The 15,105-nt window shown below is 62.5% G+C and carries 14 protein-coding genes and 6 tRNA genes; 9 read left to right on the top strand and 11 right to left on the bottom strand.

Translation table 11 applies throughout. The features are described 5' to 3' along the window. Positions 1 to 4: 4 nt before the first annotated feature. From hemQ to GJB56_RS06685, 5 genes are all read left to right on the top strand, one after another. Positions 5 to 700: a hydrogen peroxide-dependent heme synthase gene (gene hemQ / locus GJB56_RS06665; protein ID WP_019748269.1), complete on the top strand. Its 696-nt coding sequence runs from the start codon at positions 5 to 7 to the stop codon at positions 698 to 700. Positions 701 to 754: 54 nt separating this feature from the next. Continuing rightward, complete coding sequence (locus GJB56_RS06670) at positions 755 to 3,031, top strand: molybdopterin guanine dinucleotide-containing S/N-oxide reductase (protein ID WP_113683579.1); 2,277 nt, start codon at positions 755 to 757, stop codon at positions 3,029 to 3,031. Positions 3,032 to 3,113: 82 nt separating this feature from the next. Then, positions 3,114 to 3,587: a YbaB/EbfC family nucleoid-associated protein gene (locus GJB56_RS06675; RefSeq protein WP_020969512.1), complete on the top strand. Its 474-nt coding sequence runs from the start codon at positions 3,114 to 3,116 to the stop codon at positions 3,585 to 3,587. Further along, positions 3,580 to 3,891 carry a hypothetical protein gene (locus GJB56_RS06680; RefSeq protein ID WP_019748272.1) on the top strand — a complete coding sequence of 104 codons (312 nt, stop codon included), beginning with the start codon at positions 3,580 to 3,582 and terminating at the stop codon, positions 3,889 to 3,891. Before GJB56_RS06675 ends, GJB56_RS06680 begins: the two co-directional genes overlap by 8 nt. Next, on the top strand, positions 3,891 to 4,811 hold the full coding sequence (locus GJB56_RS06685) for a WXG100-like domain-containing protein (RefSeq protein WP_046378502.1): 921 nt from the start codon (positions 3,891 to 3,893) through the stop codon (positions 4,809 to 4,811). Before GJB56_RS06680 ends, GJB56_RS06685 begins: the two co-directional genes overlap by 1 nt. A 53-nt stretch (positions 4,812 to 4,864) precedes the next feature. Here GJB56_RS06685 and msrB read toward each other — a convergent pair whose 3' ends face one another. Genes msrB through GJB56_RS06705 form a run of 4 tightly spaced genes read right to left on the bottom strand, consistent with a single transcriptional unit; the run spans position 4,865 to position 8,972 of the window. Continuing rightward, positions 4,865 to 5,296 carry a peptide-methionine (R)-S-oxide reductase MsrB gene (gene msrB, locus GJB56_RS06690; protein WP_060938503.1) on the bottom strand — a complete coding sequence of 144 codons (432 nt, stop codon included), beginning with the start codon at positions 5,294 to 5,296 and terminating at the stop codon, positions 4,865 to 4,867. A gap of 9 nt (positions 5,297 to 5,305) precedes the next feature. Further along, positions 5,306 to 6,589, bottom strand: a complete 1,284-nt coding sequence (locus GJB56_RS06695; protein ID WP_019748274.1) for a glycosyltransferase family 87 protein — start codon at positions 6,587 to 6,589, stop codon at positions 5,306 to 5,308. A gap of 60 nt (positions 6,590 to 6,649) precedes the next feature. Then, positions 6,650 to 8,203, bottom strand: coding sequence for an alpha/beta hydrolase (locus tag GJB56_RS06700; RefSeq protein WP_069147232.1), 1,554 nt, complete (start codon positions 8,201 to 8,203; stop codon positions 6,650 to 6,652). A gap of 19 nt (positions 8,204 to 8,222) precedes the next feature. Further along, positions 8,223 to 8,972 carry a pyrimidine reductase family protein gene (locus tag GJB56_RS06705; RefSeq protein WP_069147255.1) on the bottom strand — a complete coding sequence of 250 codons (750 nt, stop codon included), beginning with the start codon at positions 8,970 to 8,972 and terminating at the stop codon, positions 8,223 to 8,225. Between the two features lie 43 nt (positions 8,973 to 9,015). Between GJB56_RS06705 and zapE the strand changes: the two genes are divergently transcribed. Next, positions 9,016 to 10,032, top strand: coding sequence for a cell division protein ZapE (gene zapE, locus GJB56_RS06710; RefSeq protein ID WP_019748277.1), 1,017 nt, complete (start codon positions 9,016 to 9,018; stop codon positions 10,030 to 10,032). Between the two features lie 12 nt (positions 10,033 to 10,044). Here zapE and GJB56_RS06715 read toward each other — a convergent pair whose 3' ends face one another. Together GJB56_RS06715 and GJB56_RS06720 are read right to left on the bottom strand one after the other, a co-directional pair. Next, entirely contained in the window at positions 10,045 to 10,578 is a 534-nt protein-coding gene (locus GJB56_RS06715) for a GNAT family N-acetyltransferase (protein WP_003942603.1), read from the bottom strand. Between the two features lie 67 nt (positions 10,579 to 10,645). Next, positions 10,646 to 11,842, bottom strand: a complete 1,197-nt coding sequence (locus tag GJB56_RS06720) for an MFS transporter (RefSeq protein WP_113683580.1) — start codon at positions 11,840 to 11,842, stop codon at positions 10,646 to 10,648. A 116-nt stretch (positions 11,843 to 11,958) separates the two neighbouring features. Here GJB56_RS06720 and GJB56_RS06725 point away from each other — a divergent pair, with 116 nt between their 5' ends. Next, entirely contained in the window at positions 11,959 to 13,344 is a 1,386-nt protein-coding gene (locus GJB56_RS06725; RefSeq protein WP_113683581.1) for a GH1 family beta-glucosidase, read from the top strand. A 174-nt stretch (positions 13,345 to 13,518) separates the two neighbouring features. Further along, a complete protein-coding gene (locus tag GJB56_RS06730; protein ID WP_020907588.1) occupies positions 13,519 to 14,016 on the top strand; it encodes an alpha-isopropylmalate synthase regulatory domain-containing protein in 498 nt (165 codons plus the stop codon). Between the two features lie 146 nt (positions 14,017 to 14,162). Here GJB56_RS06730 and GJB56_RS06735 read toward each other — a convergent pair. The 5 genes from GJB56_RS06735 to GJB56_RS06755 form a co-directional block, all read right to left on the bottom strand. Further along, positions 14,163 to 14,237: transfer RNA gene (locus GJB56_RS06735), tRNA-Val, on the bottom strand. A 16-nt stretch (positions 14,238 to 14,253) separates the two neighbouring features. Then, a tRNA-Gly gene (locus GJB56_RS06740) sits at positions 14,254 to 14,329 on the bottom strand. Between the two features lie 92 nt (positions 14,330 to 14,421). Further along, positions 14,422 to 14,496 (bottom strand) — tRNA-Val (locus GJB56_RS06745). A 1-nt stretch (position 14,497) separates the two neighbouring features. After that, positions 14,498 to 14,568: transfer RNA gene (locus GJB56_RS06750), tRNA-Cys, on the bottom strand. A gap of 25 nt (positions 14,569 to 14,593) precedes the next feature. After that, positions 14,594 to 14,666, bottom strand: a tRNA-Gly gene (locus GJB56_RS06755). Positions 14,667 to 14,959: 293 nt separating this feature from the next. Here GJB56_RS06755 and GJB56_RS06760 point away from each other — a divergent pair. Further along, a tRNA-Val gene (locus GJB56_RS06760) sits at positions 14,960 to 15,031 on the top strand. The last annotated feature ends 74 nt before the right edge of the window (positions 15,032 to 15,105 follow it).

Genomic DNA, 15,105 nt, shown 5'->3' on the forward strand with positions numbered 1-15,105 from the left:
ACCCATGGCACGCCTTGATTTCGACAAACTGAACTCTGAAATCCGTTACCTCATGTTCTCCGTGTTCCAGGTGGAACCCGGTGTGCTGGGCGATGATCGGGAAGCTGCGGTCAAGGACGCCCGCTTGTTCTTCGAGGGTCTCGAAGACAAGGGCGTCGTGGTTCGCGGCATCTACGACGTCGCCGGCTTGCGCGCCGACGCGGACTTCATGATCTGGACCCACGCGGCCAGCATCGAGGAACTTCAGGCCGCGTACGCGGATTTCCGCCGCACCACCGTCCTCGGACAGGCCAGTGCTCCCATCTGGAGCAACTCGGCGGTGCACCGCCCCGCGGAGTTCAACAAGAGCCACGTGCCCTCGTTCATCGCGGGTGAGGATCCGGGCGACTACATCTGCGTTTACCCGTTCGTCCGCTCGTACGAGTGGTACCTGCTCCCCGACGAGGAGCGTCGCAAGATGCTCGCCGATCACGGTATGGCTGCTCGTTCGTACAAGGACGTTCGCGCCAACACGGTCCCGGCCTTCGCTCTGGGGGACTACGAGTGGATTCTCGCGTTCGAAGCGCCTGAGCTCATCCGTATCGTCGATCTGATGCGCGATCTGCGTGCCACCGAAGCTCGCTTGCACGTTCGCGAAGAGGTGCCGTTCTTCACCGGGCCGCGCGTGGACATCGAGAAGCTGGTCCTTTCCCTACCCTGATCTACTTCGAAAGTAGTTTCTGTGACAACTGCACCGAACCGGCGTCGTCAACACATGTCCCATTGGGGAATGTTCACCGCCGAATCGGTCGCCGGCGAGGTGACCGCCGTGCATCCCTACGAGGGTGATTCGAATCCCTCGCCGATGCTCGGGAACCTCGCCGGTTCGGTGCGCAGTCGGGCTCGCGTTTCGGGCCCGGCGGTGCGCCGCGGTTGGCTCGAGACCGGACCTGGTCCCAGTGACCGACGTGGCGCGGACGAGTTCGTCTCGGTCTCGTGGGACGAACTGACCGAACTCCTCTCCCGCGAGTTGCGTCGCGTGGTCGACACGCACGGGAACAACGCGATCTTCGGCGGCTCGTACGGCTGGGCCAGCGCCGGTCGATTCCATCACGCGCAGAGCCAAGTTCACCGATTTCTGAATCAGCTGGGTGGATACACCAAGTCGGTCCACAGCTACTCGCTCGGTGCCACCGGTGTCATCATGCCGCGTGTGGTCGGAACTCACTGGAAGTTGTTCGCGCGCTCCACGTCGTGGGACGTCATCGCCAAGCACTCCGATCTTCTCGTCTCGTTCGGGGGAGTGCCGATCAAGAACACCGGCGTCAATGCCGGTGGTACGAGCGATCATCCGACGCGCGGGGCGCTCGACGCATTTCGTACCCGCGGCGGAAAGATCGTCTCCTTCAGTCCGTTGCGCGACGACGTCGATGGTGACTGCGAGTGGATCGCACCCGTTCCGGGAACCGACGTGGCAATCATGCTTGCCCTGGCGTTTGTCCTGGCGTCGGAGGACCTGCACGATCGCGATTTCCTGAACCGCTTCTGCGTCGGCTACGAACGCTTCGAGGATTACCTGCTCGGACGTGCCGACGGTGTACCGAAGGATCCGCGCTGGGCGCAGAAGATCTCCGGGGTGCCGGCGGAGTTCATCACCGACCTGGCTCGGAGAATGGCGTCCGGCCGGACGCTGGTGACCGTCACGTGGTCGTTGCAACGCATCAAACACGGTGAGCAGGCACCGTGGATGGGCGTGACACTCGCCGCGATGCTCGGCCAATTCGGGCTTGCGGGTGGCGGTTTCGGCCACGGCTACGGTTCGATGAACGAGCCGGGTCTGGCTCCGGTGCCGTATCCGTTGCCGACCTTCTCACAAGGTGTGAATCCGGTGCCCGATTTCATTCCGGTGGCCGCGATCTCCGATCTCTTGCTCTCGCCCGGCGAGGAGTTCGACTACGACGGCAGGCGCCTGACCTATCCGGATATTCGGTTGGTCTACTGGGCCGGTGGCAATCCGTTTCACCACCACCAGGATCTCCCGAGGCTGCGACGGGCATTTGCGCGTCCGGACACGATCGTCGTTCACGATCCCTACTGGACGCCGATGGCCCGCAATGCCGACATCGTTGTCCCGTCGACAACGTCGCTCGAACGAAATGACCTGAGCTGCACACGAAATGATCCACTTCTGGTCGCGATGCAGCAAGTAGTTCCACCTTTCGCGAACTCGCGAGACGACTACGACACGTTTGCCGCTCTGGCTTCTGCGCTCGGATTCGGGGAGCAGTTCACCGAGGGGAGATCCTCACAGGAGTGGATCGAGCATCTCTACGGTCAATGGCGGCCGTTCGTCGATGCAGACGGCGGCAACACACCGACGTTCGAGGATTTCTGGTCGGACGGGCACTACCGGATGCGAACCGAAGACAACCTCGTGCTCTTCGGTGACTTCCGCGAGGACCCCGAGAAGTATCCGCTCTCGACTCCGAGTGGGAAGATCGAGATCTTCTCCGAGACCATCGAGTCTTTCGGCTACGACGACTGCGCCGGCCATCCGCGCTGGTACGAGCCCGACGAGTGGCTGGGTGGACCACGGGCCACGCAATTCCCGCTTCACTTGATCGCCAACCAGCCCAAGACGCGGCTGCACAGCCAACTCGATCACGGCGCTGCGAGCCAGGCATCGAAGATTCAGGGACGCGAGCCGATTCGTATGCACCCCGATGCAGCGGCCCAGCGCGGCGTGTCGGCTGGGGACGTGGTGCGCGTATTCAACGATCGCGGGGCGTGCCTGGCTGGTGTGATCGTCGATTCGGATTTGCGGAGCGACGTCGTCCAGTTGTCGACCGGGGCGTGGTACGACCCGCTCGATCCTGCCGATCCCGATTCGCTGTGTGTTCACGGAAATCCCAACGTTCTTACGCCGGACGTCGGCACGTCTTCGCTTTCGCACGGGTGCACCGGCCAGCACGTTCTGGTGCAGATCGAGAAATTCGAAGGGGTTCTGCCGCCGGTCAAGGCGTTCGATCCGCCCGTGCTTCGTTCGCGCTGACGGAACCGATCGGCCACCTCCCGCGTCGAACCTCGTGAGCGCCTGAATCAGGTGTCACGATCTATCGAAGGTGGGGGCCATCGTGAGTGGGGCGGATGTTGGTTCGATGAGGGGACAGGTCGAAGTTCTTCGGGCTCAGATCGATTCGATGCAGGTTGATCTGTTGGAGCGAACGCGATCGCTGGCGGATATGCAGGAGAAGATCGCACGAGCGACGGCGAGCGCGCGCTCGAGTGATGGCAGTGTGGAAGTCGTCGTAGACGCTTCGGGGGCGACCGTGGGAGTCGCCCTCTCCGGGAGCGCTTACGGCAAGCATTCGCCGGTAGCGTTGGGAAATCTGATCCTGGCCACGGCCACATCTGCGGCGGAGGACATGCGCCGACAGATTGCCGAGATGTCGAGGCCGTTCACCGAAGCGGCCAGGATCGATTTGCCCGACCTCGTTCCCGGTGTGCTCGGATTGCGTGAGATTCTCGCGCCTCGTCCGGCGTCGGTGCCGGTCGGCGGCGACGAGCACTGGGACCGCACCGTTCTGAGGAGCTCCGGCAATGTCTGAACTGGACGTGGACGTGGCCGCGATGGGAAGTGCTGCACCAGCATTCGAGGTGGTCGCTGCCGATCTCGACGAGGCACGGAGTGCTCTGGAAACAGTGGCCGGCGCCGAAGAGGGGTGCTGGGGCGCTGACCAGTTCGGAACCGCATTCTCGGACGCGTATGTTCCCGGTGCGGAGTCAGCAGTCGGTGGGATGACACTGGTCGCGGGCGCGCTCCGCGAATTGACCGCCACGCTGATCGAGATCACCGATCGTTTCGAATCGATCGACACCTCGCTTGCCGACGACATGGCGGGTGGGCTCTGATGGGACTCGAGATTCCAGGCTGGTTACAGGCGGTTGCGTCGGTCGCGGTGGGCAGTGACTGGCCGCAAGGAGACGAAACGGCACTGTGGAGGTTGGGTGATGCCTGGTCAGGCGCGGCTGATCGGATCGAGGCTTCGGCCGCTGCCGGTGGTTACGGATTGCAAACAGTACTGGCATCGATCGACGGTCGAGCCGGCGACTCGTTGTCTCGGTATTGGTCGGAGGCCGGGGGAGTTGCGGATGTCTTCGAGCGGTTGTCCTCTGCCGCGGCCGAACTGGGTCAGTCATGCACCGATACCGGCACGGACATCGAGTACACCAAACTGTCGATCCTCGCGGCGCTGGGCGCACTGGCGCTCGAGATTGCCGCCATGGTGGCGGCCGCTGTCCCGACACTGGGTGCGAGTACCGCCGGAATCGTGGCGGCTGAGGTGGCAACAACACTCACGGTCCGAATGCTGTTGCAGCAATTGTTGATACGAGTGATCGAGGCTGCAGCAGTGGAAGCTGCCGCTGCCGTCTTCTCCGGCCTCGCCATTCAACTCGGGCAGATGACGATGGATCATCGCCAGTCGATCGACGGTGGCAAGGTCGTGACCGAGGGCCGCGACGGTTTCATCAAGGGACTTGCGAACGGAGGGTTGAAGACGACGCCGGATCGTGTCGGCCCTGACCCGAACCCGCTCCCGACCGGTTCGAGATTGCAGCAGATCGCGCGGGGGGCTTTCGACGATGCGGTATCGGGAGCGTCCGCTGCGATCGTGACGAAGGAAGTCACGGGCGGCGATGCCTCGTTGACGGACATCACTTCCGGCGCGATCGGTGGTGGGATCGGGTCAGTCAAGGACGGTCTTGTCGCTCGAAACGAGGACCTGAACGCGGCTGGTCTGAGCCCGACTGCGCTGAACTGGGACTTCTGAGTTGAAGTCTCGAATCGTGGGCTACCAGTGACACGGGGTAGCCCACGACCTGGCTACTGAGCGGGCTTGAGAACCAGCGAGATCGAGTTGATGCAGTACCGCTGATCGGTCGGCGTCGGGTATCCCTCGCCCTCGAAGACGTGACCGAGGTGGCTGTGGCACTTCTTGCAGATGACCTCGACACGGCGCATCCCGAGTGAGCTGTCTTCCTTCAGGATCACGGCATCCGAATCCGCCGGATCGAAGAAGGACGGCCACCCGCAGTGCGATTCGAACTTTTCGGTGCTGCGGAACAGTTCGGCTCCGCACGCACGGCAGGAGTAAACGCCTTCCGTGGTGGTGTCGGTGTACTCGCCGACGAAGGGGCGTTCGGTGCCGGCTTGGCGCAGGACGGCGAACTCCTCCGGAGTCAGCTTTTCGCGCCACTCGCTCTCGGTGTACGTGACCTCAGGTGTGCTTTCGATGCCATCGTGTGAAGAACTCATGCCTCCACGCTAATGCTTTGTCGCCGTTTCGGCTTCGTCGGCAGGTGAGACGGTATCGAGCGGGGGATCGAGGAGGTAGGCGGGATCGATTCCGCGATCCAAGCGGCCCTCGCGACGCGCGACCAGATACCGGTATCCGAGGACACAGAAGATCACGATCAGCAGAAGGCTCCAGCCGAGGGTGCTCTTGGTGTATTCGGCTGCCCGGCCGAAGGTCGGCCAGCGGTTCGACCACCAGCTGTCGAACGTCATGAAGCCGTAGACGGCGAGCCACGCCGGCCAGTTCCTCATGACCGAGTTCTTGAGCACCACGGACATCAACAGCGGCAACAGCATCATCGAGTAGTACATCTGGCCGAGCGATGGCAGCAGGAACGACGCGGTCATGATCACACCGGTCGCGGTGGTGAGGAAGAAGAGTTCGTCGTTGCGGTAATAGCGGTACAGAAGCCACAGAGAGACGACGACCATGGCGGCCAACACGACGCGCAACAGCAGGATCAACCATTCGGGCAGACCGAAGTAAGCGCCGTTTCCGACAATCGAACTGTTGAAGTAGTCACGAGATTCGAGCAGGTACGGCACGGTGCGGCGGACGAAGTCCATCGGATCCGACGCAAGCGGCCATGCCACGACCGTGAGAATGAACGGGATGCCCAGGGCGGTGACGAGCACCTTCCACTGACCGCGAACGAGCGGCAGCAGGAGCAGTGGCGCGAGAGTGGGTTTCACTGCGATGGTGAGACCGATCGCGGCGCCGGCCCACAGATCCTTCTTGCGCATCAGCAGCAGGAGGAAGGCAACTTCGCCGAGCAGTACGAGGCCGTTGATGTTGGTGAACACCAACGTGTTGGTGACCGTCTCCGACATGAAAGCGCCGAGCACCAGAATCGGCGCCGCGATGGAACTGATCGTCAGGTCGAACAAGCGCAACAGCAGGTAGAGAGCCACGAGAATGGCGACGGCATTGACACCGATGAACAGCCACCGCGAGCGCTCGGGATCGAGGATCGCCAGGGGTGCCATCAACAAGGAACCCGATGGCGGGTACAGGTAATGGGGGTCTACGGAGTTGAAATCTGCGGTGTAGACGTCGCGCCCGTTCCAGAACGCCAGCGCGGCGTTGTAGACCGGTCGGAAGTCATCGGTGATGGCGCCGTTGACTGCTGTGACGATGACACGATTGAGCACGGTCATCACGGCGATCGGCCACAAAACGAAGTTGACGACTTGTTGGGTTGTCCGCCCGGTACGCGGCTCGAGCTGTCGAAGGAACACTTCGGCACGGTACACCGGAGCAGGGTGTGATCGGGGGATGCACCCCTTTTCGGTCGTGGTGGACAAGCGCCCGAGTCAGGCCGGGCACACGCTTCCGTTGCTGGGCAGGGAGGCGTCGGTGAGGTATGCCCTCATCGCCTGCTGCGCGCAGGTGGATTGTGCCGCGGGGTGACCTGCACCCTGCCAGTCCAGGGTTGCGAAGCGCGACCCCGCGTTGGTCACGACGCCGGTGACGGTCGAGAGTCCGGAGTTCCCGACGGCCGGGTCGCCCTGACCGCTCAGCACGAGGACGGCGGGCTTCAACTGATTCGGCAGGGGAGAGTTGGCGGTCGACGGCCAGCTGGCGCATGCGAGCAAACCGAGCGCGGCTTCTCGACCGAATACCGGATAGTTGGTGCCCCAGGTGTCCGCCAGTTCGCGGACGCGCCCGATCCCCGGCCACTGCATGCCGTCGGTGCATCGTCCGATGAACTGGCCGTCACCGTCCACCTCGTTCTCTGCCCGGGCGGCGCGCTCTCGAATCGGCGAAGCGTTGCCGGTACCGAGCGCGGACAGAGCGTCTGAGAGCGAGCGGGTCTCTTGCTCACGGTTGGTTCCGGCAGTCCACAGGCTCGCCGAAATCGCGTTCGACACCGCAGCGGCGGACAGCGGCTGGAATTCATCGGCCCGAGCGCGCTCCATCAGGTCCGTGACCGCTTTCTTCGGATCAGGTCCGAGCGAGCACCCCAGCGCCACACATCGCTGAGCGAATGCGGTCAACGCCGCTTCCTCACCCTGCACGCGGCTCTCTGCCTCGGTGGCAGCGTCCGTGGCCACCGGAGCGGGAGAATCGAGGATCAACCTCGCGAGGTTCTCGGGGTGGGCTGCCGCGTAGCTCAGCGCGATGTCCGAGCCGGACCCTGCCGACCACAGAGCGATGGTCTCGACGCCCCACCGCGTACGTAGAGCGTCGATGTCCTCGGCAGCGGAGTCCGCGCCGAACTTCAGTTCTTGAGGATCGAGATAGTCGGTACAGGCGATGGTTGCATCGTGACCGAGAGCGGCGACCGCGTCGGCGGCGTCGCCGGTGGAGTCCGCGTCGAACTGGCCCAGATCGTGAAGGCCGCGCCGAATCTCCGGCGTCATGCAGTCGATTGCGGTGGACCTGTCGATTCCGCGTCGATCCAGGGCAACGACGGGGTGATCCGCGAGTACCGTCGTCAAGCCGGATGTAGCGAGCATGGCCAGAGAGTTTCCCGACGAACGGTCGGTGCCGGACGTGAACACGATCGGATACGCGTTGGCAGGCGTCGAGGATGTTCGAGCGCGGGTCAAGCCGGCAGTGAAGTTGCCGTCGATGGCGCCGGTCACGTCGATGGGGGCACTGAATTCCGCGCATTCGAGGATGACGCCGGCGCTCGACGCTGCGAGAGCCTGGTCGGCGAGTGACGTGCCGGTGCAGTCTCGCCACGGTATGTCGTCGGTCGGGACGCCGGGGTCAACCGGCGGCGCATCGGGTGACGGTACCTCGCTCTGGGCAGGGCTGCCGTCGGTGCGGCCTTCGACCGCGACGGCGGGCCGAAGCGACGGACCGGCTCCGCACGCACAACACGTCGCGAGGACGACGGCCATCAAAGCAACTCTGCGCATGCCGACCAGAGTGCCAGGTTCACCGACGTGGCTGCTGACGAACCCATCGAGTGAGGATCGTGCCGTCCGAATCGCCGAGAATGTGAGCGGGACGCATCGACGTTGGCATTGCATTGGGGGAGAGCGAGATTCGGCCGACTTTGCTCCCCACCAGTTGAGGTGAAGTGGTGATGCAGAGTTCGTCGACGGCATTGTCCTCGATCAACTGCCCGAAAAGTGACGGCCCGCCCTCACACAGCACGCGACGGAGCTTGCGAGCCGACAAGGCCCTGTCGATGTCGCCGCTGCTGACATTCGGTGAGTCCGTCACCTCCACCTGCGCTCCGGCCGACCTCAGCGCTGAAATCGCTGCGCTGTCCGCGGCGCTACCGACAACAAGAATCGGCGGAATTTCGGTATCTCGTAGGAGCCGGCTTTCAGGGTCGATCGACGCGTGCGCCGAGACGACGAGGATCGGTGGGACCGGAGCGAGGCCGCCCGCCTTTCGTCGCGCCTGGGCTGCGTCCGAGATCTGCACACCCCCGTAGTTCTCGGCTCGCGCTGTGCCTGCGCCGACCACGACGACGTCACAAAGTTCGCGCAAGATCTCGAATACCGACTTGTCTGCAGGGGTGCCCAGTCCATGGCTCACTCCGTCGACGGAGACGCACCCGTCGATGCTGGAAACGAAGTTCACGCGCATCCAGGGTTGGGAGAGGTTCGCCGGATAGGCGTACAAGCCGCGGAGTTCGTCTTCGTGGCCTGGTGTGAAGTAGGTCGCAATATCCATACGGTGCACATGAGAGATCACATCACGTAGATACCCTTGACGGATGCATGAACGTCTTGTCGATCGCAGCCCGGTGGTACCCGCCGATCAACTGGTAGCTCAAATGGTGCCTCCCGCAATGTTCGACGAGGTGAGTTTTGCGTCCTACATTCCTGATCCGAAGGAACCGAGCCAGGCAGCTGCTGTCGCCAAGGCCGAGGAATTCTCCAAGCGCGTAACCAAGATCCGTAGTGGTGGACGCCGCGGACTGTTCGGCAAGAAGACCCAGGCGACCGGCGCCGGCCTGTACCTCGACGGCGGGTTCGGTGTCGGTAAGACTCACTTGCTGGCGTCGATCTTCCACAGCGTCCCTTCGCCGAAGGCTTTCGGAACCTTCGTCGAGCTGACACACGTCGTCGGCGCTCTCGGCTTCAACAAAGCGGTCGAAGCGCTCGCCGACCACAGCGTTCTCTGCATCGACGAGTTCGAGCTCGACGATCCGGGCGACACCATGCTCGTCTCTCGCCTCCTTTCGGAGCTTTCCGCGCGCGGCGTGTCCATCGTCGCGACGTCGAACACGCTTCCCGGCCAGCTCGGTGAGGGTCGCTTCGCGGCTCAGGACTTCCTGCGTGAGATCAAGAAGCTCGGCTCGATCTTCGAGACGATTCGCGTCGATGGCCCCGACTACCGTCACCGCGATCTCCCGCCCGCACCGGAGCCCATCTCCTCGGAGGAATTGGTCTCTCGGGCCGAGGCGATCGACGGCGCCACGCTCGACAACTTCGACGAGCTCTGCAAGCACCTCAGCACACTGCACCCGTCGCGCTACAACAAGTTGGTCGAGGGGGTGAAGGCGGTCTTCATCGACGGCGTTCACCCGGCAACGGATCAGTCTGTTGCACTGCGCATCGTGGTTCTCGCCGACCGCTTGTACGACGCGAGCATCCCGGTCACCGTTTCCGGCGCACGCCTCGACGAGATCTTCACCCCCGAGATGCTTGCCGGTGGGTACAAGAAGAAGTACCTGCGCGCGACCTCGCGTCTGCTCGCACTTTCTCGTTTCGAGGTCGCGGCCGGCTGATCAGCAGGCTTGTCAGCTGACGGGGCGCTCCATCACGAAATCGTGGTGGAGTTGTGCCCCCACGAGAAACGTCTTCGTGCCGACCTGGGTGAAGCCGTGTTTGGCGTAGAACTTCTGGGCGCGCAGATTTTCCTGATTGACACCCAGCCAGATCCCGGCACTTCCGCTGCGTCGTGCATGGTCGACAACCGCGTCCATCAAGGATGCTGCCGCGCCGGTTCCGTGGTTACCAGGAAGCACGTACAACTTGCTCAGTTCCGTCGTCGGGCGAAGTGTCACAGCAGCTTTGACGTCCGGGTCGGCGGGCTCGTCGTCGACGAGCATCGCGTAGCCGACGATCGAGCCGTCGCGAATGACCTTGAGAACGGTTCGTGTCGGGTCCGTCAGATACTCGGAGAACTTGTCGACGGATAGGACGTTGTCGATGAAGGCACTGATGTCGTCGTCGGATGCGTCCGGCGGACAAGCCAGCGGAAACGTCACCGCTGCCACGTCGGCGATTGCTTCGGAATCCCAGATTCCGGCCCGGTCAACGGTGATCGTCACGTCAGTTTCTACCTCTCGCGCACATGATTCGGTTGATCAAGTACACCACCTTCGTCGAGCGTGATGCTCAAGCGGCGTTCTCGGCGACCGGCGTCGTGGCTCGCTTCGGTGCGAACGCGGGAGCAAGAACTATCAAGATCGCGCAGAATGCCAGCGGAATCAGGAACCCGATTCGAAGGTCACTGAAGGCAGCGACCGCGCCGACGATGCCGCCGCCGACCACTGTGCCGACGTAGTTGAAGAGGTTGATTCGTGCGATCACCGCGTCGACCTGATCCGGGGGAGCCATCCGTCCGGCGGCGCTGAAGCAGATCGGGGCGATCACCGGTACGCCGAGGCCGACGATCAGGAAGCCGGCGATGGCAACGGCGGGAGATTGCGCGAGGACAACGATCGTCATGCCGACCACGCCGATGAGAGAGCCGATCCGCACGACGGTGGTCTCACCGAACTTGCCGACCCAGTAGTCGCCGGTCAGTCGTGCGACCAGTGCCGCGATTTGGTACGCCGCCACGGAAAGGGCGGCCGTCCCGGCGTCGGCGAGCAGTTCGTCCTTGACGTACAGCGTCGACCAGTTTCCGACGCTGAAGTCGACCGCATAGAACAATGCCATCGCGACGCCGAGGAGGACGAACGCGCGGGTGGGTACGGTGAATTTCGCGGTGCTCGTGATGTTTGCATCGGCAACCGGAGACTCGGAGCGATCGAGCAGTTGCGGGCCGAAGGCCAGAAGTATCAGTCCGACAACAACTCCCGCGATCACCTGTGTGATGCGGATCGAGATGTCGAGGCTTGCGGTAGCAGAGATGAACAGAGCGCCGACAATCGCTCCGACGCTCCAGGAAGCATGGAACGAGGAGAGGATGAAGCGGCCCTTGGCGTGTTGGATCGAGACTGCCTGCATGTTGGCGGCCGCGTCGACCATGCCGAGTCCGATGCCGTAGATCGCCAGGAAGACGAAGAACATCGCCGCGTTGGGCGCGATTCCGGTTGCCCCGCCAAAGACTGCGATGACGGCGAGTCCGGTTCGCAGAGTCATCTTGCTCGACGTTCTCACGGCTAGAATCTCGGCGAGCACGCTGCCGAGCCCGGCGATGACGGACACGGTGACAACCGCAACCACAACCAGTGTCTCGCTCAGCTCGAACAAATCCTTGTACTGCGGCAGCTGCGTCAGAATGGCGGCGAGCAGAAATCCTTGAAGTCCGAAGGCCACCGAAGTGGCGATCCGAGCCCTCGTCAGGGTGCGGGTGTTATCCGTCATCAAGCAGGGCCTTTGTCTCGTTCGTTCGGTTAGGCCGAACGGTACTGGATCTTGATACTGGTCGAGTGTCCAACAAAGCTGCGTGTTTTGCACGGTTCTTTGATTAACTGACCGACATGACTCGGCAGCCGACACCAGAATTTCCGTCTTCCTTCGTCTGGGGAACCGCCACCGCGGCCTACCAAATCGAAGGAGCTGTGGCCGAAGACGGTCGCGGACCGTCGATTTGGGACGAGTTCTGTGACCGCCCCGGTGTAGTCGTCGGGGGCGACACCGGAGCGGTTGCTGCCGATCATTATCACCGCTGGGAATCGGATATCGAGTTGATGAAAGACCTCGGGCTCGACGCTTATCGGCTGTCCCTGTCGTGGTCGCGAATTCTGCCCACCGGATCGGGGGCCGTGAATGCGAAAGGGCTCGACTTCTACGACCGCCTGATCGATCGACTGTGTTCGGTGGGAATTACTCCTGCCGTCACTCTCTTTCACTGGGATCTGCCCCTCGCACTGCAAGAGCAGGGCGGCTGGATGAACCGAGACACCTCGTACCGGCTGGGGGAGTACGCCCAGGTCGTCGGCGAACGGTTGTCCGATCGCGTCGGAATGTGGATGCCGCTCAACGAACCGGTAGTGCACACGCTCTACGGTCATGCCCTGGGAGTTCATGCCCCCGGCCTGGCCTTGGGGTTCGAGGCTTTCCAAGCCGCACATCACCAGCTGCTCGGGCACGGCCTCGCTGTCGAAGCGCTTCGGGCAACCGGATGCACGAACATCGGAATCGCCTCGAACCATGCACCGGTGCGTGCCGCCTCGGATTCCCCGGAAGACGTGATGGCTGCCGACATCTACGACCACGTCGTCAATTGGATGTTCGCCGACCCGATATTGGTCGGTAAGTACCCCGCCGACGAATTCGCTCAGCTGCTCAGCGGTCCCGTCGACGAGGACTTGAAAATCATCGGGGCGCCGCTGGACTGGTACGGGATCAACTACTACGAGCCGACGATGATTGCCGCTCCGGTGGAAGGCCAGGGGACCGAAGGTGTGCTCGAGGTCGACCTACCGCCGGGCCTGCCCTTTGCGCCTGTCGCGATTACCGGTTATCCCACAACCGATTTCGGATGGCCGATCGTTCCCGAAGGGCTGGGTGAGATCCTGCGGACGTTCCGAGCTCGGTTCGGTGACGCACTGCCGCCGATCTACATCACGGAAAGCGGATGTTCATTCCACGACGCTCCGGATGCCGCAGGCGTCGTCGAGGACGAAGCACGAATCGACTACCACGACGCGCACCTTCGCGCCCTCCGATCGGCCATGGACGACGGTGTCGACGTCCGTGGCTATTTTGTGTGGTCACTCCTCGACAACTTCGAATGGGCTGCGGGATACAAAGAGCGATTCGGCCTGGTACACGTCGATTTCGACACCCAGAAGCGCACACCGAAGACCTCGTTCGAGTGGTATCGCGCCCTGATCGCCGAGCATAAATCGGCTCAGGTCTGACCTGTGCGGAGGCGGTCTGGGTTGCATTCTCGAACCGGGCCGCCTAGCCTCGTCTCTCATGAAGCGAATTCTCGTAGTAAGCCGCCGTAGCGGGGTCTGAATCGGACCGACCCCTCGCTGCGGGTCGTCTTGCTACCAGTTGGTCCTCCACTTCATTCCAGGAAGACCACGATCATGACTTACAACTTCGCCTTCGCTTCTGATTCCGCCTTCGCTTCTGATTCTTCTTCTACCGCTGCTGATCCTTTCGCGGCGCGTCACGGAAAATCTCTGCCAGCCGGCCTGCGTGCCGAATGCTCAGCGATGTCTTGGACCGAGTTCGAGTCCACGTATGCGGCAATGAGCGGCCCGATCCGTTTGGGCGCGTGGTCCTCCGAGAAGATTGCGCCGGGTCGTTGGACTTTCGAAGCGACTCTCGGTCTGGGGGAGCGCATCCAGAAGGCTTCCGCCACCTCGACTGGCGCGATCTCGGCCATGACGTCGATGCTGCACGACGCGGGAATCTCGCTCGAGATCCTGTCTTTCCATCAGCACCAGATCGGCCACCGCACGGCGACGTTCATCTTCACCGAGTGCGACGGCCGTCGGAGCTGGGCGATGGGGATTGCGGAGTCGTCGACTGAGTCCTCGCTGCGCGCGATGACTTCGGCAGCGAACCGCTTCTCTCACTGATCAGTTACAACAATCTGATCAGCTACATCAACCGCAGTACTGACGTGGATTCCCGAGAGGGCTTGCGTCTGTACTGCGGTTGATGTGTTCGGCGCTCGAACGCAAAAAGCCGGAACCCTGAGGTTCCGGCTTCTTGCAATTTCAAATGGTGCGCGATACTGGGATTGAACCAGTGACCTCTTCCGTGTCAGGGAAGCGCTCTCCCGCTGAGCTAATCGCGCGGGTTCTGGAGAAAAATGGAGCGGACGACGGGATTCGAACCCGCGACCCCAACCTTGGCAAGGTTGTGCGCTACCAGCTGCGCCACGTCCGCATGAGCAATGAACTCCGTTACCGGAACTCAGTACTTTTCTAACTTATCAGACCTGCAAGCAGGCCTTGACCATCAGGCCCGAGGGCCTGACGTGGTGCGCGATACTGGGATTGAACCAGTGACCTCTTCCGTGTCAGGGAAGCGCTCTCCCGCTGAGCTAATCGCGCGAGGTGGAGACGGGAATCGAACCCGTGTGCACGGCTTTGCAGGCCGTTGCCTCACCACTCGGCCACTCCACCGTAAAAGGTTGAGTCACACCTCTCGAGCGGACGACGGGATTCGAACCCGCGACCCCAACCTTGGCAAGGTTGTGCGCTACCAGCTGCGCCACGTCCGCATCGCACCGTGTTGCTTGGGGAGCTGCTCGCTCTCCTCGGTGCGTTGGAAACATTAGCCGACCGTGTCGGATACACACAAATCACCAGCTCAGTGGCGTGTTCGGAGTCGAATCGGCCCGTCGCGCGCGTTGCAACTGTCCGTCTTGGCGATGAATACGGTCTGAAATCAGCTCGAATTCGTAGATTTCGGGGTCGCCTGGAGCAAAACGAATGCCAACCTGGTGATTCGTATTCATCGCGCAGCCGTGTTAATGTTCCAACTCGTTCGAGCGCATGCGTTCGGATGACTTACGGTCCCGTGGCTCAGTGGGAGAGCGTCCGCTTCACACGCGGAAGGTCGCTGGTTCGATCCCAGCCGGGACCACAGAAAAACACTGAAGGCGTTCCCGATCATCGGGGACGCCTTCAGTCGTTTGAGAGCACAGCTGTTTGAGAGCA

Source organism: Rhodococcus sp. AQ5-07, from assembly GCF_009707305.1.
Taxonomy (GTDB): Bacteria; Actinomycetota; Actinomycetes; order Mycobacteriales; family Mycobacteriaceae; genus Rhodococcus_F; species Rhodococcus_F erythropolis.

Coding starts and splice junctions, on each gene's coding strand:
- zapE (WP_019748277.1), top strand. CDS start 9,016: ATGCATGAACGTCTTGTCGATCGCAGCCCGGTGGTACCCGCCGATCAA.
- GJB56_RS06720 (WP_113683580.1), bottom strand. CDS start 11,842: ATGACGGATAACACCCGCACCCTGACGAGGGCTCGGATCGCCACTTCG.
- msrB (WP_060938503.1), bottom strand. CDS start 5,296: ATGAGTTCTTCACACGATGGCATCGAAAGCACACCTGAGGTCACGTAC.
- GJB56_RS06670 (WP_113683579.1), top strand. CDS start 755: ATGTCCCATTGGGGAATGTTCACCGCCGAATCGGTCGCCGGCGAGGTG.
- GJB56_RS06680 (WP_019748272.1), top strand. CDS start 3,580: ATGTCTGAACTGGACGTGGACGTGGCCGCGATGGGAAGTGCTGCACCA.
- GJB56_RS06700 (WP_069147232.1), bottom strand. CDS start 8,203: ATGCGCAGAGTTGCTTTGATGGCCGTCGTCCTCGCGACGTGTTGTGCG.
- GJB56_RS06730 (WP_020907588.1), top strand. CDS start 13,519: ATGACTTACAACTTCGCCTTCGCTTCTGATTCCGCCTTCGCTTCTGAT.
- GJB56_RS06725 (WP_113683581.1), top strand. CDS start 11,959: ATGACTCGGCAGCCGACACCAGAATTTCCGTCTTCCTTCGTCTGGGGA.
- GJB56_RS06685 (WP_046378502.1), top strand. CDS start 3,891: ATGGGACTCGAGATTCCAGGCTGGTTACAGGCGGTTGCGTCGGTCGCG.
- GJB56_RS06705 (WP_069147255.1), bottom strand. CDS start 8,972: ATGGATATTGCGACCTACTTCACACCAGGCCACGAAGACGAACTCCGC.
- hemQ (WP_019748269.1), top strand. CDS start 5: ATGGCACGCCTTGATTTCGACAAACTGAACTCTGAAATCCGTTACCTC.